This is a genomic window from Bacteroides sp. Marseille-P8574, assembly GCF_902825465.1.
GTDB classification, from domain to species: Bacteria; Bacteroidota; Bacteroidia; order Bacteroidales; family Bacteroidaceae; genus Bacteroides; species Bacteroides uniformis.
Genome location: NZ_CADEBE010000001.1, coordinates 1,987,710 through 2,009,143 on the forward strand (window position 1 = coordinate 1,987,710; position 21,434 = coordinate 2,009,143).

The window sequence follows — 21,434 nt, forward strand, 5'->3', positions numbered from 1 at the left end:
GTGAGTATCTATAACATCCGGATGTTGTTGTCCAAAACATCCCCATGTTTTACCCCAAAACACCCGGATGTTTTATCCCAATACATCCCCATGTTTTGCCTTAAAACATCCGGATGTTTTGGGTTCTCAGTCCTATGGTGTGTACAGCTCAGTCCCTACCTCTTTCATGCTAAGTCCCGGCATCTCATCCTCTGGGACTTGATACGTACTGTTTGCAGCGAGGCAGTACCCGCTACTTCATTCCCAATGACCGGATATAACCCTCCTGAACCACACAATTCTTCAGTTTGCATGCCTCGATAAAGTCCATCATCGCCTTGCGGGACATGGCCTGCGCGGGACGTGCCTCACGGATTTCCTTGTACGTGGCACGCGGTGCTTCGGAGAAATACACGATGTTTGCCCAGTTCTCCGGCGGAGTGATGCCGACGAAAGAAGAACCGTCCATCTTCTTGTAGGGCCAGAAGGTATAGCCGATGTTGTTCTCGCGCATCGTCTGGCAGAAAGCGGCCTGCCATTCGTCCGTATTGTGGCCTATCTCACCCATGTACATGGGCAGGTTCACACTGTCGCGGAAGTTGATAATCGTCTGGATGGCAGCTTGGGTAGGTTCGCCTCCGTAACGGTGGCAGGTGTACATTATCTTGTCGTCGAACTTGGAGTCCTTGAAAGGCTTGAAATTACCGTTCCATTGCGAACCGCCCAGCAGGATGATGTGGTTGCTGTCCACCTCGCGGATGGCGGCTACACCTTTCTTATATACATCTTCCAGCTTGCCGTTGAGCTCCTCCATGTTCTCGAAGTAAGGGGCAATGGGCTCGTTGAAGAGTTCGTAACCGAGGATGACCGGTTCGTTCTTGTAGTGGTCGGCTATCCGGCGCCAGATGTCACAGTAAAGTTGCTGGCTGACTTCGCTGTCGAACAGCCAGGGATAGCCGTAGCTGTCGTCGATGTTGTCGCCCGTCTGTCCGCCGGGGGCGTCATGCATGTCGAGGATGAGGTACAAGTCCGATTCGCGGCACCACTCTACCAGGCTATCCACGCGGGCAAAGCCGTCTTGGTCGGCAGTCAGCCCCATATAGTCCTCGTCCGTAAACATTTTGTAATGGAAAGGCAGGCGGATGGTGTTGGCACCCTGCTCCTTGATGAAGCGGATGTCCTCGCGCGTTACATAATTGTCCTTGAATGCTTTCCAGAAGTCGGCCGTAAAGTCCGGTCCCACCAGCTGGCAGAACATCTCATTGATGAAACGAGCGGAATTGGTCTTGTTGAACTTGAACATGTATCCTTCCGGATTCAGCCAGTTACCCAGGTTGGTACCCATGATGAAGAGTTTGGTACCGTCGGGCTTTATCAAGTCCTGACCCTGAATGGTTACGAATGCATCCGAAGTTACTTCTTTTGTCGCTTGTTTCTCACCGCATCCCGCAAGGCCCAAAGACAGCAAGGCGATGGAAATGCTTGTCGCTAATAAATGTTTCATGGCAATAATTTTGGTTATGGTATTAGTTGCGATATTCGCTTTTACTTCCCCAAAGTTAGGAAAGATAAGAACACCTCGTACCGGCGAATCGGGAATAGGTGGAAGAAGTAAAGAAGCACAAACAAACAAACAACTAATAATCAGAAATATAAGTAGAAGAAGAGAAAGGCAGAAAGTGGATTCAAAAAGCCGGTTTGACGTATTGTCAGCGTATCTGCATCAGCCGTATTTCAAAGTCCTCGCGCGAAATGCGGGCCTTGTTCTTCACTTTGGCACGGTAATTATAGATGGTGTTTACGGAATAACGGAGGAATTCTGCAATCTGCGAACTGTCGTCGATGCCCAGACGAATCAAGGCGAAAATGCGGAGTTCCGTATTTAGCAACTCGCCTTTACGGAGCACGATGCGTTCTTCGGGCTGCAGCAAGTCATTGAATTTATCGACAAAATCGGGGAAAAGGTGCAAGAAGGCAGTATCAAAGTTATCATAGAGTTCCTTCAGTCCGGTGTCCAGCACCTCACGGGAACGCACCATCTTCAGCAGCTCTTCCATCTGCCCGGCAGAGATTTTCTTGTTGACCATCCGCCGGTAGGTATCCAGCCGGTTGATATAAACGGAGCAGAGATTCATGAAACGGCCCACATACTCCTCCTTGATGTTGTTTGAGAGTTGCAGTTGCTCGTTGGCATGCTCCAGTTTGTTCCGTGCGGCAGAGAGTCGCTGCATCTGCCGGTAGATAAAGCCCACTGCCACCACCAACAGCACAATCAAAGTGCTGATGAGCCAGAGGTACAGCCGGAGCCGGTCATTCTGCTTCTCGCGCATGGCCTGATAAGTGAGGTCTATCAGTGAAAGGATGCCGGCAGTCTGGAGGCTGCGGCTACGGGCGTTGTATCGGTTGGTTTCGTCCCACGAGAAACGGATGTAACGGTAGGCATGCTCCATATCCCCTTCCTCATAAAGAAGTTCCGCCAGGTTCCAGAGTGAGGCATGGTCTGTGATGCTCAGGCGAATATCGGTCAGTGCCGACAAAGCCAGATAGCGCTTCTCCTCCTCCCGGTTCCCGAGCCGGCGGTAGAGCAATGAGCGCTGATAGGTCACCAGCGCATATTCGGGAGTATTGGGCTTGGCATGTGCCAGACGCGTATCATTGATGCTCAAGGCTTCGTCCGGATGGCCTGCAGCGGCCTCCCGCGCCTCTCTTCGTTCCAGATAGAGGGGGGATGAAGGCAGAAGTACCTGCATCAAAGAATCGTCATAATGGGTAGCCAAAGCCTGATAATGCTTCTTGAAAGAATCGTCCAGCGTATAGAAACTCAGTTCTGTGTAAAGTTTATGACAGGCATTGTAATAGTCCGGCAGCAGATGGGAGGGAAGGGAAGCTTTGTCCGTCTGCCTCAAGAGTTCGGCAGCCTCCTCGTACATACCTGCCGAAGCCATCAGGTGGGCAAGCTCCAGCCTTGTTTCGAGTGCTGCATTCCGTTGGCCATAGCGTTCTGCCCAATCCAGATTGACACGAAGATAATGGATGGCAGAGTCGCAGATATATGCCTTGTACTCCTTATAAATTTCCCCATTCCATCGAAAAAAAGAGAGATTGGCGGTGTCGGCATCCAGCAATTGGCGCTTCAGCCGGGCAATGCGCCCTTCACGCACGGCGACATAGTGCCGATGCGCCTCGATAGCCTCATCCAAAGAAGCCGTCAGTGCAGTGAAAGACGACGTGCCGGCAGCCAAAGCCACACTTTGCCATACCACGACGGCAAGAAAACAAAAAATGAACAATCTCCTTTCCATGACCATAAAGTTCATGCAAATATAGCAAGAAATCCTGCAAAGCAGTAGCATCGGAAAGAATAGTTTCCTATATTTGCGTTCAAAACCCCCAAACAAATTATCTATCATGAAAAGCTTAACACTCCAACGGATTGCCGCGGTAGACGTATTCCGCGCACTCACCATGTTCCTCATGCTCTTTGTCAACGACATTCCCGGACTGAAAAACGTGCCCCACTGGCTGATGCATGCCAGGATGGACGAAGACATGATGGGATTCTCCGACACCATCTTCCCCGCTTTCCTTTTCTGTATGGGCATGTCCGTATCCTTTGCCATACAAAACCGGTACAAAAAAGGAGACAACACCCTGCAAGTCGTGGCCCATATCTTCTGGCGGACAGTGGCGCTGATTGCCATGGGACTGTTTTCACTGAACAGCGGAGGCATCGAAGGCGGTCTATCGCACCAATGGTTCTCCATCCTGATGGTCATCGGTTTCTTCCTCACCTGGGGGGTATATCCCAAAGCGGAAGGAACGAAAAAGACCCTTTTCACCGCAATGAAAACAGCAGGCGTGCTACTGCTTGCCTTCCTCGTCATCTACAAGGACATGAACGGGAAACCGTTCCAGATAAGCTGGTGGGGCATCCTCGGACTTATCGGCTGGACGTATGCGGTATGTGCAGGCATCTATCTATTCACTCGGGAGAACCTGCGGAAGAATGCCATTGCCTGGTTCGTGGTCGTATTGCTTGCCGTAATCAGCCATTCAGACCTGATACCGGGAGAGTACGGCAGCCGGATTATCCTGCTTCCCTTTATCCCGAGTGACTGGACACTGCATGCCTTCGGTATGTCCGGCGTATTGACCTCCCTGCTCATGCAGCGCTATGCCGACCGGGAACGGCCGGGACGATTCATCGGCATGCTTTGTGCCCTCGGCGTAGGAATGCTTGTCCTTGCCCTCGTCTCACACCCGTTCTGGATTATATCCAAAATACAAGCCACGCCGACATGGTTGTTCTACTGCCTCGCCATGTTCTTCCCGCTGTTCGGCTTCTTCTACTGGCTGACGGACGTGAAAGGCAAGACCAACTGGTTCGATATCATCAAACCTGCAGGTACGGCAACGCTGACCTGCTATATTATTCCTTACATCTGGTATGCTGTCCAGCAACTGCTGCATCTGCACTATCCCGAAGCATTGGGAAGCGGCGTGCCGGGACTGATCAAGTCCCTCGTGTTCTCGCTTGTCATTGTCGGGCTGACCGGCTTGCTGGTGAAAGTAAAAATTAAACTGAAAGTATAATGTTGAAAGTCCAAACACCCAACGGTGAAGACAAGGTGCTGCTGCATTCGTGCTGCGCACCTTGCTCCTCTGCCATCATCGAGTGCATGCTGGAAAACGGCATACGCCCCACCGTATTCTACTGCAATCCCAACATCTATCCGCAGGCGGAATATGAGATAAGGAAAGAGGAGGCTATCCGCTTCGTAACCTCCAAAAACCTCGATTTCATCGACGCGGACTACGACTATGCACACTGGCTGCACACTATAAAAGGACTGGAAAACGAGCCGGAACGTGGCAGCCGATGCCTAAAGTGCTTCACACTGCGCCTGACAGAGACAGCCCGCTACGCCTCCGAGCATGGTTTCTCCGTATTCACCACTACCCTCGCCTCTTCGCGCTGGAAAAGCCTGGAGCAAATCAATGAAGCCGGACGCCGTGCCGCCGCGCTCTATCCGGATACCCTCTTCTGGGAACAGAATTGGCGGAAAGGCGGGCTCCAGGAGCGACGCAACCAACTGCTGAAAGAGTATGATTTCTATAACCAGCAGTATTGCGGCTGTGAATTCAGCATGCAACGACTGGAAAAGAATAAATAAAAACTAAAGAAAACATGAAGAAACTGACTTTTACATTACTCATCACTCCGACAGCGGTATACCTCTTTTCTGTTCCCTGCAATGCTAAGTGAAGAGCCAAACACGTAGTTTTCATCGGTCTTGATGGCTGGGGTGCCTACAATGGGGCTCTAAGACTCCCGAGCTTCAGTCACGTGTATTGAACCATCATGGCATATTTCCTACCATCTTCATCGTTACTGCCAACCACGGAGACATTGAAAACGGCCATGGCGACAAGACCATGCAGGAAATGCAGGCTCCGGAAAGAACATTAAGAAAGGAGGCGAATTCCACGAAAGCATGATGCAGTATGACGTTGCCTCCACCATTGTCCACATCCTCGGACTGAAACAGCCACAAGTATGGATAAGACGTCCTATGTTGCAGGTTTTCAAATAAAAAAAGCGATCAGCGATAAATGAGCGTCGAAAGATAGTCCTCGGCAAACATCTCGTTTGCCACCTCCAACAGAGCTTCCGAAGTGAGCTGTTCAATGCGATGGAACACGGCTTCGGAAGTTTCGCATTTATTATAATGCAGGAAAGTCTTGCCCATGCCCAACGCATTGTTCTCATTATTATCCGAAGCTACACCGATTTGTCCGATAAGTTGCTTCTTGGCAGCCGCAAGCTGCGAGGAAGTCATCCGGACATCACGCAAGCGTTTCAATTCCTTATATACCAGGCGGGTGCAGTAGTCCAAATCTGCAGGGTCGCAACCGAAGTAGATGCAGAAAGTTCCCGTATCGGTATAGGAAGTCAAGTTGGATTCTACGTTATAGACCAGCCCACGACGTTCACGGAGAGAAACGTTCAATCGGCTGTTCATGCCCGGGCCACCCAAAATATTGTTCAGCAGATAGAGTGCGGTACGCTTGTCATCATATGCATTATATCCCCGGCTGCCAATCATGACATGTGCCTGATGGGTATCCTTATGCATTACAAGATGCCCGGGTACATAGAGGGGCGGTGGCATACGGCGGTTGTCCACTGCCATGGCAGGTATATCCGCGAGGAGTTTTTCCGCCCAGCGCACCACCTGCCTAAAGTCCAGATTGCCCAGAACAAAAAAGACCATATTGCCGGGATGGTAGAAGCGAGAAGTGAATGCAGCGGCATCCTCACTGCGAAACAGCTTCAGTTGCCCGGGATTGCCCAGAATGTTGCGTCCCAGGGGATGCCCTCTGAATATCAAGTCTTCGAAATCATCGAAGATGAGCTCGGAAGGGTTGTCTTCGTAGGATTGTATCTCGTCGATAATCACCTCCGTCTCCTTCTCGATTTCGCGTTGCGGGAAAGTGGAGTGGAATACAATATCCGTTAACAATTCGAAGGCACGGCCGAAATGCTCGGTCAGGAAAGCAGAGTAAATCACCGTCTCTTCCTTGTTGGTGTAGGCGTTAAGGTCTCCGCCCACATTCTCCATACGGTTCAGGATATGCCATGCCTTACGCTTGGCGGTACCTTTAAATATAAGGTGCTCCACAAAATGCGCCATACCTTGCTCGTTTTCAAGCTCATCGCGCGTACCCGCATCTACAGCAAAACCACAATAAGCCACCTTGGAGACTGAAGGTTCATGAATGATGCGCAAGCCGTTGGACAAGATATGTTGGTTGAAAGCCGACGGTAAATTCTCTTTTAACTTCTTCATTCTGACGTTTCAAACTATTTGAGGCGACAAAAATACAATAAAACTTATTGCCGTTTATAGAAAATTGCAGATATTTGCATATTGCTATAATGTGCTAATGTGATTAATGTGCTAATATGCCAATGACCATGCGGCATCACAGCGCAGCCAATTAGCACATTAGCATATTAGCACATTAAATACATTAAGAGTATGATTGCATCCATTCAAGAGCTTTTGCAGAAAGAGGCACAAGCCGTACTGAACATTCCAGTGACGGACGCTTATGAAAGAGCTGTAGAACTCATCGTAGAACAAGTGCACCGCAAAAAAGGGAAACTGGTAACTTCGGGTATGGGCAAGGCCGGACAAATAGCCATGAACATCGCTACTACCTTCTGCTCCACCGGTATTCCGTCCGTTTTCCTGCACCCCAGCGAAGCACAGCACGGTGACCTCGGCATCCTTCAGGGGAATGATCTGTTGCTACTCATCTCCAATTCGGGCAAAACTCGTGAAATCGTGGAGCTGACACAGTTGGCACATAACCTAAGTCCGGAACTGAAGTTTATCGTCATCACCGGAAACCCTGATAGCCCCCTGGCACACGAATCCGATGTATGCCTCAGCACCGGGAACCCCCAAGAAGTATGCGTATTGGGCATGACGCCCACGACTTCAACCACTGCCATGACCGTCATCGGTGACATTTTGGTTGTACAGACCATGAAAGAAACTGGATTCACCATTGAAGACTACTCCAAGCGCCATCACGGTGGTTACCTCGGAGAAAAATCAAGATCGCTATGCGTAAAGTAATAGGTATCGGAGAAACCATACTAGACATCATATTCCGTGGCGAACAGCCCACAGTAGCTGTCCCAGGCGGTTCAGTATTCAACGGCATCGTCTCGCTGGGACGTATCGGCGTTCCCATTTGCTTTATCAGTGAAACAGGCAATGATCACGTGGGCAATATCATACTCAACTTCATGCGCGAGAACAATATCCCCACAGACCATGTTAATGTCTTCCCTGACGGGAAATCCCCCGTATCACTCGCTTTCCTTAACGACCGGAGTGATGCGGAATACATCTTCTATAAAGATTACCCCAAACAACGATTAGATATAGAGTATCCACAAATTCAAGAGGACGACATCGTTATAATAGGGTCTTATTATGCCTTAAACCCCGTATTGCGCGACAAAGTATTAGAACTGCTGGAACGCGCACACGACATGCATGCCATTATCTATTACGACCCCAATTTCCGTTCGTCCCATAAAGAGGAGGCCATCAAGCTGGCTCCCACCATCATCGAAAATCTAGAATACGCCAACATTGTACGCGGCTCGCAAGAGGATTTCTTCTATATGTGGGGCCTGCAGGAGGCTGACAAGATATACAAAGACAAAGTAAAGTTCTACTGCCGTAACTTCCTCTGTACTGCCGGCGCAGAGCAGGTATCATTGCGCACCGACACGATTTCCAAGGAATATTCCATTCCTCCGTTAGAAGCGGTCAGTACCATCGGTGCAGGAGATAATTTCAACGCAGGCATCATCTTCGGGCTGCTGAAACATAATGTACGCTACAAGGACCTCGATACCATGGACGAAGCTACTTGGGACCAAGTTATCCAATGCGGCATTGAGTTTGCCGCTGAGGTATGCAAAAGTTTCAACAACTCCGTTTCAAAGGAATTTGCAGAGAAGCACAGATAATTTTAAAGTTCAAAAAAGAAATATAAAAGCCTGACATTGACGTTACCCTCTGTGGATAAATTACATATATTTGTGATTAACGACATCAGAGAGGTTACGAATTATGTATAGGAATTTATTGAACTTGCTTGTTTTGGCAGTGCTGCTCCCTTCTTGTAGCGGCACTGCCCCTCACATTTCCGTTGTATGCGAAGAAAACAATGTGGGCAACTGCATTGTGAAATGGGAAATGGCCCCTCTTATCAAAGGGAATGTTAAAGTATATGCCTCGACTAACCCGGAGGACATCCCCGAAGACGTTCCTATTGCCATTGCCAACATCTCCGATCTGAAGATGACCGTCATCACTACCGACCCTACACAGCGATACTACTACATGCTTGTATTCGGTGACAAATACCGGGTAAAGATTGCCACCCGCAACATCAATATCCCCGGCATACAGAACTTCCGCGACTTGGGAGGCTATACGTCCTATCCTACCCAAAAGAAAGTACATTGGGGCATGCTATATCGCTCTGCCGAAATAGACAAATTGGAACCGTGCTCGCGCAAGGAGCTCAAGAATATAGGAATAAGGACTATCATCGACCTGCGCTCATTCGATGAAGCACACAGACAAAGCCCCTTGCAGCAAGAATTCAAAGTGGTGCACATCCCTATTCCTACTGGTGATATGGAGCATATCCTGAAAGGTGTGCAGGAGCGGACAATCAAGAGTGATACCGTCCACCGGATAGTGGAGCGAATGAACCGCGAGCTCATCAGCAACTATACTAAAGAATACCGTCAGATTTTCGATATCCTACTGGATAAGAACAATTATCCCCTCATAATCCATTGCTCTTCAGGCAAAGGGCGCACAGGCATTGTATCGGCGCTTGTGCTTGCCTCCCTTGGAGTGGGCGAAGACATCATCATGGAAGACTACCGCCTCAGCAACGACTACTTCAACATCCCGGCTGCCTCTCGGTACGCTTACCAGCTTCCGGCACGTTCGCAAGAGGCTATCACCACCATATTCTCAGCACGCGCAGATTTCCTAAATGCCGCCATCGAAGAAATGGAACGAAGGTATGGAGATACCGACACCTACCTGCAAAGAGGCATCGGCCTGACGAAAGAAGAAAGAAAGAGACTACAAGACATTCTTTTAGTAGATAATTGACAATGCATAATGGATAATCAGTAGTCAATAAAAAACGATTTTATCATGTAATTACATAATTATCAACCATCAATTATCAAATATCCATTGAAAAGCACTATCTTTGCGTCCGAAATATAAAGATATACAAAAGATTTAATGAAGACATTTGAAGAGCTCGGTGTGTCGCCGGAGATACGCCGCGCCATCGAAGAAATGGGTTACGAGCAGCCCATGCCGGTACAAGAGGAAGTAATTCCATACCTTTTAGGAGAAAACAATGATGTAGTAGCACTGGCACAAACTGGAACAGGAAAAACCGCAGCGTTCGGTCTGCCGCTCATACAGAAGATTAACGTCAACAACCGAATTCCCCAATCACTTATTCCCTGCCCTACCCGTGAACTTTGTTTGCAGATAGCCGGCGATTTGAACGATTACTCCAAATACATTGATGGCTTACGGGTATTGCCCGTATATGGCGGTTCGTCCATTGAAAGCCAGATACGTGCCCTGAAACGGGGTGTACACATCATCGTAGCCACACCAGGACGACTGCTGGATCTGATGGAACGCAAAACCGTGTCCCTCGCCACCATACAGAACGTGGTTATGGACGAAGCGGACGAAATGCTGAACATGGGATTCACGGACAGCATCAACGCTATTCTTGCCGACGTTCCGCAAGAGCGCAATACCTTGCTGTTCTCCGCTACCATGAGCCCGGAAATCGCACGCATTTCCAAGAAGTACCTGCGCGATGCCAAAGAAATCACCATCGGGCGCAAAAATGAAAGCACCAGCAACGTGAAACACGTAGTCTTCTGTGTACATGCCAAAGACAAGTATGCTGCCCTGAAGCGTATTGTGGACTACTATCCGCAGATATACGGCATCATCTTCTGCCGTACCCGCAAAGAAACGCAGGAAATAGCTGACAAGTTGATGCAGGAAGGCTATAATGCCGACTCGCTGCACGGCGAACTGAGTCAAGCGCAGCGTGACGCCGTGATGCAGAAGTTCCGCATCCGCAACCTACAACTGCTGGTTGCCACGGACGTTGCCGCACGCGGCCTCGATGTGGACGACCTAACCCACGTCATCAACTACGGATTGCCCGATGACACCGAAAGTTATACCCACCGCAGCGGCCGTACGGGACGTGCTGGAAAAACCGGGACTTCCATCGCCATTATCAACCTGCGCGAGAAAGGCAAGATGCGCGAGATTGAGCGCATCATCGGCAAGAAATTCATTGCAGGCGAAATGCCTACCGGCAAACAGATATGCGAAAAACAACTGCTCAAAGTGATAGACGACCTTGAAAAAGTGAAAGTAAACGAGGAGGAAATCGCTGACTTTATGACTGATATCTACCGCAAGCTGGACTGGCTAAGTAAGGAAGATTTGATTAAGCGGATGGTTTCGCATGAATTCAACCGTTTTCTAGACTACTACCGCGACCGTGAAGAGATAGAGACAGCAACCGGCAGTGAACGCGGAACAAGAAACGGTGAGCGGAGTGAACACCGAAGCAGTGGCAATCATCAAGCCGAACCGGGCTACAAACGCCTATTCATAAATCTGGGCAAAATGGACAACTTTTTTCCCAGTGAGCTTATCAGCCTGCTGAACAAAAACACCCGTGGACGCATTGAGCTAGGACGCATCGACTTGATGCAGAAATTCTCTTTCTTCGAAGTAGAGGAAAAAGAAGCCAACAATGTAATGAAAGCCTTGAACCGTACCAACTGGAACGGTCGCAAAGTATCTGTAGAGATTGCCGGAGACGAAGGTAAGAATGTCCCGAAAGGCAGACGCACGGGTACAGCCGGAAGCTATGGAAAAAAAGATTCCGACGGCAAGAAGCGCAGCAACAAGGAAGACGGCAAACGGAACGATGCTGCCAGCAGACGTAGAGACAGAGCCGAAAACCCTGCAAACGACAAGAAGAAAGGCAAGCCCAGCCGCGAGGAACGCGGTTATACCAAAGCCCGTGGCAAAAAAGACGATTGGAAACAGTTCTTTCAAGGCAGCAATGACTTCAAGAACCCAGAACCTGACTTCAGTGAAGAAGGCTGGGCAAAACGGACACCGAAAAAGACAATGAGATAGAGGTTGTTATACTTAATTTGCATAAAAGATGAGGAGCGCAGTACATAGCCAATAAAAATTTCATCAATGATAGTATTGCGCGTGTTGTATAAACATTAGGCTGGAACTGCGGAGTAATACGTTACGTGTAGATGGTGGCCGTTACTCCCGGTTACCGTTTACTCAATATGAACCTTATCAATGTAGTTGTCAATGCGAACAAAAAACTCTTTAACAAACTTGATCAAACCCGTGGCGAATGTGTAAGAATCGAAAATCTGGACGTTGAAGAAGATACCCTTCAACCAACAGCAACGAGGTACACACAAAGGAATCATTCTTCTTTGAATAATTAGCTACCGTCTGTTCCAATTCTGATAAACGGTGATTGATAGAATATCCATTCTTTTCAAGCATGAATATCTTATTTCCCATATATCCTACACAAAAAGATAGGGAAATAGAGTGCAAGTCTCCTTATCTTCCAAAATACCTTTCTCTTTTAAAATTTTATACAACTGTCCTACGGATTTGGTTCCCATACCAGGAAGTCTGCACAGCGCATCAAACCCATTATATTTTATAAACCGTAAAAGATCCTCAAGTTGGCAGATATTGTATTTTCTAAGTGCACGTAAAGTCCTGAAATTTATATCCAGATTTCCTAAAGGTGTAGCCAGCAGGTGCACATATTCCGATGGAACATCCTGTTCCCTTACAACTATCACTACATTCTTTAAATTCTGTCCAGCATCCTCTTGGGAATGTGCCAGCAAAGCCTCATAATTCCGGCATCTGATATATAAACGGTCCAATTCCTTTTTCCATTCAGAATAGGGCTTCCATTCCAAGCGAACCTGCCTACCCGCTTTCTTATACATATATGCCAGATTTCTGGGAGAAATATTTGTTCTCCTGGAGACAGCCGATACGTCTCCCCCGATAGAAAGGGAGTAAAAAATATCTCGAATCCGAGCATCCTTTATCACTTCTGCCATTTCCTTAACAATCTCCTTGTAGACAGATATACAGATCTTCGGTAATTCCACATAAGAAAGATCTGTTTGCCCAACGGACAGATCTGCATTCGAATATTCCATAATTCCTCCGTTATAATGCAATTATAAAAATCTGTTTATTCTTTAGGTGAGTTCTATCAATTCAATTTATCCTCTTGTATCAGACAGCAGAACTCTTTAACTGCCCAATTTGTGAGCTTTAGTCTTTCAAATTTAGCGAATATTTTCTACCCCCCCCAATTTTTACAATAATTAACTTGTGTTTGTTGTAAAAATTGGATGTGCAGGCATAATTCACCCCAACAACTCAGGTTTCAGCCTGATTATTTGCGTGTAACGACTGATGTTATACACAAGACTGGTGAGTGCTACATTGGCTTTAGCACGAATAAGCCCTACTGTACGCACCACAAGTCCACGCATGGTTTGTTCCTCAAACCCGAATACATGCTCGACAAGGCAACGTGTCTTGGATTTTTTCCTATTGTCTGATTTCTGCTCCTTGGTAAGCGGACGGTTACGGTAGCCCTTTTCGCAAATTATCGGATTCATCTTATGCTGTTTTACAATCTCCTCTTGTCCGACATAACCGGCGTCCAAATACAAGTCCTTGCCTTCGTCTTTTTCATCCAGCAGTCCTTCAAAGCCTTTGGAATCATGCACTTCTGCCGACGTGGTATCATAAGAAAGTATGATCTTATTGCGTTTCTCAACTTTAGTATGCTGCTTGTAGCCGTAAAAAGTCTCATCACGCTTCTTTGTCCAGCGGGCATCTACATCCTTGTGGCACTTCTTGTGGGGATTGTCATTCCACAACTTATTACCCGCTCCCTGTTTTATCTGCTCATTTTCATCACGGGTGTTACGTTGGCGAGGGGCAATAACAAAACTGGCATCAATGATGCGACCCTCATTGAATTGCAGACCCTTACTTTCCATGAAACTATGAAATTCCGAAAAAAGCTTGTCATAAACGCCTGTATTTGTCAGGAGTTCGCGATACTTCCACACCGTCTTCTCGTCAGGAACATCGTCAACACATTCAATACCAAGAAACTTGCGGAAACTCGTACGGTCAACTATCTGATACTCTATCTGATGGTCACTCAAACCATAATAACGCTGAAGAAACAAGACCTTGAACATCAGCACACAGTCTATCGGCGGACGACCGGCATTACTTTTGCGCTCTCCGGTAAAAAGGGCTGATTCAAGAGTAGGACGAAAGATCTCAAAATCAACATACTGAGACAACACTTCAAGAGGATTGCCCATTTCATTCAAACGCAATTCACGATTCTCTGACTCAAATAGTTGATTATAACGAAGCTTACGGTATCGGGATAACTTGTTCATTATAAAATTCTTATTTTCTGCAAATTTACGCTCTTGGAACCATATAAACAACTGTACTACAATATTTTAATTTATAGAACTCCTCTTTATTTTTTTCTCTCAACTTGGAAGGGGATATCCCGTATATTCTCCGGCAGTATGCCGTAAACTGGGAGGGCGAGCTAAAACCTAACTTATCGGATATTTCCTGAAAGGAAAGTTCCGGATCACTAATCATGTCCAACATCTGTTCTGCCTTTTTCCTCTGCATCCATTTATAGGGACTTTCCCCGAAGCTGGAGTGAAATTTTCTGCTGAAGGAACGCTCGGAAACATAATATAAATCAGCGAATTCCTTGACAGAGTTCACCCTCTTATAGTTCTCCATAACAAATTTCTCAAAATGCCGCCGAATACCAGTCGATGCGGAAAAAAACGCCGATAGTTCTTTCTTTGTATAGAAGCCCTTCAGCACCAAGAGCAGCTCCTGCTGTTTCAGCAAATGCATATGTTTGCAAAGCAGCCTTGCCTCCAGATACGTTCCAACAGAATTCAGTACTTTAACAAGAGGTTTCCTGATGGGAAGAATAAAATTATCAGCCGTTTGCTCCTTACCTCTGACAGACAACGAGCCCAAAAACAATTTGTCGCACACACTCACATTCTTGTCCCAAAATAAAAGCATGCATCTCGAACCGATTATAGACTTCATCCGGGTTCCTATGCTTTGCGGAATAAACACCATCTGGTTTTGTAAAATCCGCAAACCTTTATATTTACCCAAATCAAAAATCACCTCCCCTTCAATCATAAAAAGAGTACATGATGACCTGCTGTTATCAATCCGATATACCTCATTCTCCTCCAGCTGCTGACAAGAAAATCCCACGTCCGAATTCATCTGGTAATTCAGGCAAGATAAATGTTCATTCAGATATAGCAATTTCATGTTTTTTGTTTTTTATTACAACAAAAATTAAAGCACGTCTGTTTTTAACAAAATGGACAATTTATTAATTGAAACAGACAAATTTAACATACAAGATGTATGCTGATTAATCAATCAACCTCTGATTTTGACAATCCCTTAGATATAAAGGTTTACATACAGGTCACTAAAATAGGATTCATCATGATATATATTTGAGTCCCTCCCAATACTATATAAAAGTAATACGAAACAAGACTCTCGCAACTTCCACATCATGAATATGTGGCTTATACAAAAAACACCGGAATGTCTCAAAACAAAAGTATATGAGAAACTTTCTTGTCATTTTTTATGTCCCGTGCAAGTTTTCGTCTGCACGGGATATAACTTATTGGGGTAAATATTTCTCATAATCATCCTTTACATCTGGATCGACGACTGGACGTACGGAATAAGTCATGCAACGCCTGTAAACAGCGCTTGTATTAGAAGTAGGCGCCCAACCGGCAGGACCTCCAGTGGAATTAAGCAGATAACGCCCTGCATGAGTATCGCTTCTGGCTTGTGCCACGGCGAAAATGACTTCATTACCCCCAGACTTGCCATCTGTAAAACTGCCGTCATAAATACTTCCAGGCAGCGGTGTGTTAAGGCCGGAACGACTTGCATAATAATATGCAAACCTCAAAGTTACAGCCTCTTTCTGCGACATAATCCGGAATCCGTAAGGAGAAGGGTCAAATACGGTTTTCCCGCCTACATCCTCCGGATTCCCTGTCTGGGAAGGCTGGTTCCATGGATACAGGAATACCCAGCGGTCTTTGAAATAACTAACAAACCCATGCGGGAAACATTCATACAGCCAGAAACTTTGATGAGAGACGATAGCGTTTGGATGTTCGATGCTCTGTTTCATCGTAAGAGCAGCCCCTCTCGCTTGCTGAGCATCTGTTTTTCCATAATCCACATCATTTCCTCTCTGTTCCCAAAGGAAATCAAATAGCTTGCCACTGCCGTCATAAAAGTTTTTATTGACACGAACATCATGTGCCGGGAACGGGTCTTTCCTGCCCCATTGATATTGCATACCAAATTCCCTATATGCATCTGCACTATACTGTGATTGGACCCTTTCGTATGCTCCCAACAGATGCGACATCAATTGAACCGTTTTCGGACCATCACCTCCCTGACTCGCAACATCCAAGACTGTCGGATACTTGTCAACAATCCAGATATGCCAGGACCAGAGTGTCGGATTCCCCTTGATCTTTCCAGATTTAATTTCTATCAACACATTTCCCGGAGTCTGCCCTGGCTTGACATAAATATATGATCCCGGACCGGAACCTCCCTGTTCGGACAATTCACTGAGTCCCGCTTTTTCTATATCATTATGTCCGCCAGCCTCTTTAATGTCCGTCCACACGATATTGACTCTCCAATCATCATCTGCATCCAACTTATTCAACATGAAATCCTCTTTGCTACCGGGAAGTCCCTGCTTATCACTTAAAACAGCGTCATGATCCAGAAGCTTTTTGTAATACTCATAGGCAGTATTTACCCGGGAAACAGGAATAAAGATCCCTTGCTTTGCTCCCGCTTTAAGCATATATGTATTCGCTTCAGGCTGCACAATTCCGGAAACCAGCTCCAACTCAAATTCTCTTTCCGGAAAAAGACCATCAGGGGAATAAATCTTGAATTTCGCCTTACCGGAGTAAAGACGCGGAGACGCCATATCGTCAACAGCTATGAAAGGCACAGGTTTTCCCGAAAGGGAAGGATCCTTCTCATAGAAAAGCATAAAGTCTTCTATCACATTACCAGCATTGTTGTCAGACAAAGCCGAAACCAACTCAATTTTGTATTCGCTGTTGGCTTTGACATAATATTGTTTCTGTTTGCCATCCATCAGATAGATACTGTTACTAGATACCAGCAATGACTGATGCAGGAATTTGTCAAAGAAGGGGATGGCATTATATTCCTTCTGCAGGAGGCTGAGTTTCCCCGACGCACTTTTGCCGGTTCCCACATGTGTGACGGTCAAAGTATAAGTGGTATTGAAATTATCGAAATACTCCGTATTTCCTGTAATGTCGGGAGCCGTCACCGTGTACTTCCATATTCCCCCGGCAAGTTGACCCGCTTTCTCTATCTTGAACGGATTGGCAGCTTCAGCATGGAAAACGGGTTCCAAATCATGCGGTTCTGTCTTTACATAGAAAGTAACCCTGGCACCTGCCTCTTCTGCCGTAAGCGTCTGCCCGTCTTTCGTTATCACCTTATCTGCCTGCCCATAGCTCTCGCCATACTGATTGACCTCAATAAACTCCAGCGGCCGGCTGCAGGCCTCGTCCGCAAAAATCTGTAAGGTGACATTGATATCCTTAGACTGTTCAAAGCCAAGAAACCATTTCATACGCCCCGCCTTCACATAAGCGGCTTTCAGCGCATCCTGGGCATCTTCCGGCTTTTCCGGCCACATTCGGGATGCATCCACATGTTCTGTGACCGTAAAGGTCACGGTTTTCTCATCGGTCGGTGCGGTCTTATCTGGATCCGAAGGTTTTATAGAATAACCGATCCATGCAGGCAGTCCCTCTATCGTGAACCCCTCCGGCCAAGAAGTCTGCACTTTTGCCGTTAGGCTGCCTCCCTCCCTATAAAAAGTGAAATGGTCAGCGCTGACTCCCAGCATATATTGCCCGTCATACAATACATCAGACATCATGGACTCATTCCATACCACAACATTATACATGATGTTGGCGGCCGGTCCTTTCCTAGCATCCTCTTCCGTATCGAATCCCGGACCACCTACAGCCTTGATATTCACCAGATAACGGTGATTACGCAACAAGGGAAGGTACTCGTATGTCGCATCAGCCTCGGCTCCAGTACGTTTCAGGTAGTCTATCCGGAAGAAAGTTTCCTTGTCAGGACGGCTCTTATCTGCACCGGTCAGTCCGACAACGATATAAGGACGTTTCAAGTAATTTTCCGTATTATTCTCAGGAAGAGTTTCTCCGTTGGCTCCTTGCGTGGCAGCCGTCGGCGCATTGACCGCCTCCGGAACATATACCTCACGTAACAAGATTTTCTCATCCACTATGGAAGATGTTCTATCAATCTTTCCTGTCACAGCCGGAGCCGGATCAGGAATAGAAGGCTGTTTCGCCTTTCTATTGGCCTCATCCCAGTAAATCCCGTTCTCGAACGGGGAGACCCGTCCCGTCGTATTGGTATTATAAAAAAACACTTTAGTCAGCGTTATCCCTTCAATCCCCCCGGCTTTCTCGTCGAATGTAGAGGCCCCTTCCGACATGTTGCTCAAGTTAAGCCCCACGTCCACACGTGCTACGGCACGGACCAGATAGACAGTTCCAAGTTTGGGAACAGCACCGGCACTGTGATCCACCCTGACCGGGTCCGAGACACCCCACATCGGCAACTCCCCGTCTTTCCATACCCCCTTGTCCGGCATGGAGAAAGTGAAAAGTTGCATGACTTCCTCCCGTGTCTTTCCAGCCAGTCCGTCTGCGTCTGTATTAGCTGACCGGGTGACATTGGCCAGCATCACGAATGTACTGGTATCGCCTGAAGGAGTATTTTTCGCCAACAAGGTCATGGTACCCTTGCCTTTCTTGTCAGCCGGATTACCGGAAGGAATATAGGAGGTCACTTTGGCCTCATATGAAAACTTGTTGTCCTTGTCAAACACAAGTACCCTAATCCTCTCCGCTGCCGTGGAATTCTCCCCCTCCGGTGTAAGGGACCGTGTCAGGGGATTTCGAAGACCAAGTCCTTCGACAGACATGCTGACAGACGTCCAGCCGTCCCTGACAGGCATTTCTGTCCCGCCGTTTCCATACTCATCGAAGGGATCACTGCACCCTTGCACGAGAGGGATTCCCATAGATATCGCCAGAAAAGCGACTATCAAAGTGTAATGTTTGATTCTCATATGTATCTATTCTTTAAACTGTTTTTCTTCGTGATGGCATGACTGGTCATACCTTGTTACCAAGGAATAGCCACCTCCGTATCCTTCCATTCGTCCACAACTATGTCATATTCCATGTTTCCGGGTCCTTTCAGTGTGGCGAAGACACGGTAAATCGTATTACGCCGGATATTGTAATAACCCTTGTCATTCTCGGAAAGATCCGGATTATAGAGCTCGATCCTATACTGCTTATCGAGGTTTTCCATCAGATAATCGATAGATAAGACCAAGGCCAGCGCCCCCTCTTTTCCTTTACCATAGACCCCCGGAGCCACATAAATATAATTAGGTGCCTCTCCCGTATATGGAAGCAGTCTCTCTTTACATTTGGCCACAAAAGCGGATTCTCCGGGGCCCTCGTTGGCGCCTTCATGGAAACTGGGCCTTTCCGGTAGCAATAGGGGATCTTCCATATAGTTGACTCCTCTGATATCTGGGTCACCATTCCCAGTGGCGGTGTATTCCCCGACGGAAGGAAGGACGGAATAACCGCTGGTCTCATTGTTCAGAGAGAGTTTCGTCACTCTGGAAAACGGCAATAAAGGAGACAAGTAGTTTCCCCCGTTATCAACCGTAGTAAGAATAAACTCGACACGGGCATGCATACGTTCCAGAAGTATGCAGGGTGAAAGGGTTACTCTATTATTACCGCTCGTATTGTACGGAACGCGGAAGTTGCATTGGCCTACCATGGGAAGGTACTTCCGGTTTTCTCCTTTTAGATCGTCAGATGTGAAAATTTCGGTTTTCTCTGTCAGCCGTTTAGGATCAGGAATTGTATGTTCCTCCCGGATCTTTTTCAATCCAGACTCGCAATTGACCAGTAAAACAAAAGTATAATTACCACCAGTCAGCTCCAGATCCAGGACAATATCGAAATCCCCTGCATTCACCCCACCCATCTCTCTCATCTCAAAACGGTCAATTCCAGTTACATCTGCCAGCGGATTGGCCGTTCCTTGGGGATAATAGAAAAGGACTTTTTCCAAGGAGTTCCCGATGTTCTTGTAAGCAAAAAGGAGGATATGCTTGACAGTTTTCTCGTATTCTTCTGCACCAATATAGTCCTCCTTCCATTCTCCAAATAAATGTGCAGAAGCTTCTGCCGCCCGGGAAGTAACGGCCCCCCTATTCATTTCCGCTACAATCCGGATGGGAACATCTGGAATGGCTTTTTCCATCTCTTCCGCATCAGACGAACATCCGGTCAATTGTACAATCGCTACGCAGACCACCGTCAACAGCCTCATCACAATTCCGTATTTCATTATCTATCGTTTTTTGTTAATAATCTCAAATCCTTTCTGATATCACACGGAGCATTTGTCTTAAACCTATCCTGACATGATATCAGTTTTCCAATTCTATAGGACGGGAAATGACATTCCAATCCAGAACAGTAGCTTGTACCAGCATCCATGTATCCTTCTCATATTTGAGTTTCAGGGTTATGGGAAAATCATGGTCACATTCTAGACTATACGGCGGCTCACCCGCATCTCCCTGGAACATAATGATGTCATCCACCAGATTTGCTGTATAAAGAATCTCCCCGGTTGTCTTATCAATCAGGGATACGAGTGCGTTCCTGCCCTCTTCCAGTTTCATCAGCGTGAAATCCGCTTTCAATGCCCCTCCAGTGTCACGTACGGCTTGGGTTACATACTCAAAGCGTTCGCAAAGAGCGATCTGACCGTTGAAATCATACACACCGTTGTCATCTTCTATCCTGATAACAAATTCCTCGTCCATGAGGAAAGAAGAACCTATAAAGCTGATTGTGAAGTGTATCCGGTATGTCAATTCCCGCATATTGAAAGTCACCCGCTCGTACACACTCCCCATATCCTCTCGGTTCTCCAGCGATACAGAGGCGAGACCGACATACAGCGATCCGGGGACTGAAGTAGTCCGTCTGTCTTTCAGCCGCAGTGCGACCCGCATTTCCCCCTTGGTAGTAACGCCTTCTTGAAAATCTGAAAAATCATAAGACTCTAGGTCACTGCCACCCCATGCGACAAATGTAAGTTTTCCAGTATGCTGTAATGTGGCAGACAAGGAATAATCCGCTGAAAGGAGTACTTTCTTGTCGGAAAATTCGCCTACCAGCACGCCATTGGCATCAAAGGCAAATACCCGGACCTGCCTGATATCTGACGGATAATTGGGAAATTGTTCGCAAGGGGTTTGCCTATAAAAATGAAAACTGACACCTTGCGGACAACTGACCAAGTCATCAAATACGGCAAAATCACATCCTATAAGACAGTAAGCCGATAACAAGATAAATGCGACAGCATGTACGCTTCTAAATCTCATTTGATATAGTTTATGTTGGGATTATTTAATAGTTTGAA

15 protein-coding genes and 1 pseudogene are annotated in these 21,434 nt (G+C 47.0%); 7 read left to right on the plus strand and 9 right to left on the minus strand.

Annotation, left to right across the window (positions count from 1 at the left end; genetic code table 11):
• Window positions 1-232: 232 nt before the first annotated feature.
• A complete protein-coding gene (locus HUX74_RS08580) occupies window positions 233-1,483 on the minus strand; it encodes a glycoside hydrolase family 5 protein (RefSeq protein WP_174646501.1) in 1,251 nt (416 codons plus the stop codon).
• Between the two features lie 205 nt (window positions 1,484-1,688).
• Complete coding sequence (locus HUX74_RS08585) at window positions 1,689-3,281, minus strand: DUF6377 domain-containing protein (protein ID WP_227204196.1); 1,593 nt, start codon at window positions 3,279-3,281, stop codon at window positions 1,689-1,691.
• A gap of 106 nt (window positions 3,282-3,387) precedes the next feature.
• Between HUX74_RS08585 and HUX74_RS08590 the strand changes: the two genes are divergently transcribed.
• The 3 genes and pseudogenes from HUX74_RS08590 to HUX74_RS20715 all read left to right on the plus strand — a co-directional run.
• Window positions 3,388-4,572, plus strand: a complete 1,185-nt coding sequence (locus tag HUX74_RS08590) for a DUF5009 domain-containing protein (RefSeq protein WP_174646503.1) — start codon at window positions 3,388-3,390, stop codon at window positions 4,570-4,572.
• The gene (locus HUX74_RS08595) at window positions 4,572-5,153 is read left to right on the plus strand and encodes an epoxyqueuosine reductase QueH (protein WP_174646504.1); all 582 of its coding nucleotides are present in this window, start codon (window positions 4,572-4,574) and stop codon (window positions 5,151-5,153) included. The genes HUX74_RS08590 and HUX74_RS08595 overlap by 1 nt, the downstream gene beginning before the upstream one ends.
• A gap of 202 nt (window positions 5,154-5,355) precedes the next feature.
• Window positions 5,356-5,573: pseudogene (locus HUX74_RS20715) on the plus strand (alkaline phosphatase); the annotation flags it as partial.
• 9 nt (window positions 5,574-5,582) lie between these two features.
• On the opposite strand, the gene HUX74_RS08605 reads toward HUX74_RS20715, so the two are convergent.
• Complete coding sequence (locus HUX74_RS08605) at window positions 5,583-6,830, minus strand: pitrilysin family protein (protein WP_117599859.1); 1,248 nt, start codon at window positions 6,828-6,830, stop codon at window positions 5,583-5,585.
• Window positions 6,831-7,022: 192 nt separating this feature from the next.
• Here HUX74_RS08605 and HUX74_RS08610 point away from each other — a divergent pair, with 192 nt between their 5' ends.
• The 4 genes from HUX74_RS08610 to HUX74_RS08625 all read left to right on the plus strand — a co-directional run bounded on the left by HUX74_RS08610 (window position 7,023) and on the right by HUX74_RS08625 (window position 11,798).
• Complete coding sequence (locus tag HUX74_RS08610; RefSeq protein WP_117599860.1) at window positions 7,023-7,628, plus strand: SIS domain-containing protein; 606 nt, start codon at window positions 7,023-7,025, stop codon at window positions 7,626-7,628.
• Window positions 7,616-8,536 carry a carbohydrate kinase gene (locus HUX74_RS08615; protein WP_119961756.1) on the plus strand — a complete coding sequence of 307 codons (921 nt, stop codon included), beginning with the start codon at window positions 7,616-7,618 and terminating at the stop codon, window positions 8,534-8,536. The genes HUX74_RS08610 and HUX74_RS08615 overlap by 13 nt, the downstream gene beginning before the upstream one ends.
• Window positions 8,537-8,639: 103 nt before the next feature.
• Complete coding sequence (locus HUX74_RS08620) at window positions 8,640-9,704, plus strand: tyrosine-protein phosphatase (RefSeq protein WP_117599862.1); 1,065 nt, start codon at window positions 8,640-8,642, stop codon at window positions 9,702-9,704.
• A gap of 138 nt (window positions 9,705-9,842) precedes the next feature.
• Window positions 9,843-11,798: a DEAD/DEAH box helicase gene (locus HUX74_RS08625; protein ID WP_174646505.1), complete on the plus strand. Its 1,956-nt coding sequence runs from the start codon at window positions 9,843-9,845 to the stop codon at window positions 11,796-11,798.
• Between the two features lie 419 nt (window positions 11,799-12,217).
• Here the strand turns inward: HUX74_RS08625 and HUX74_RS08630 are convergent, their stop codons facing one another.
• The 6 genes from HUX74_RS08630 to HUX74_RS08655 all read right to left on the minus strand — a co-directional run bounded on the left by HUX74_RS08630 (window position 12,218) and on the right by HUX74_RS08655 (window position 21,396).
• Window positions 12,218-12,877: a hypothetical protein gene (locus tag HUX74_RS08630; protein WP_117599864.1), complete on the minus strand. Its 660-nt coding sequence runs from the start codon at window positions 12,875-12,877 to the stop codon at window positions 12,218-12,220.
• 213 nt (window positions 12,878-13,090) lie between these two features.
• Complete coding sequence (locus HUX74_RS08635) at window positions 13,091-14,152, minus strand: IS5-like element IS1169 family transposase (protein WP_008657074.1); 1,062 nt, start codon at window positions 14,150-14,152, stop codon at window positions 13,091-13,093.
• A 25-nt stretch (window positions 14,153-14,177) separates the two neighbouring features.
• Window positions 14,178-15,080 (minus strand): helix-turn-helix transcriptional regulator, encoded by a 903-nt coding sequence (locus HUX74_RS08640; protein WP_174646506.1) that lies wholly within the window; start codon window positions 15,078-15,080, stop codon window positions 14,178-14,180.
• A gap of 370 nt (window positions 15,081-15,450) precedes the next feature.
• The gene (locus HUX74_RS08645) at window positions 15,451-19,035 is read right to left on the minus strand and encodes a hypothetical protein (protein ID WP_138345199.1); all 3,585 of its coding nucleotides are present in this window, start codon (window positions 19,033-19,035) and stop codon (window positions 15,451-15,453) included.
• A 56-nt stretch (window positions 19,036-19,091) separates the two neighbouring features.
• Entirely contained in the window at window positions 19,092-20,345 is a 1,254-nt protein-coding gene (locus HUX74_RS08650; protein ID WP_117964311.1) for a hypothetical protein, read from the minus strand.
• 82 nt (window positions 20,346-20,427) lie between these two features.
• On the minus strand, window positions 20,428-21,396 hold the full coding sequence (locus HUX74_RS08655) for a FimB/Mfa2 family fimbrial subunit (RefSeq protein WP_117599868.1): 969 nt from the start codon (window positions 21,394-21,396) through the stop codon (window positions 20,428-20,430).
• Window positions 21,397-21,434 lie beyond the last annotated feature (38 nt).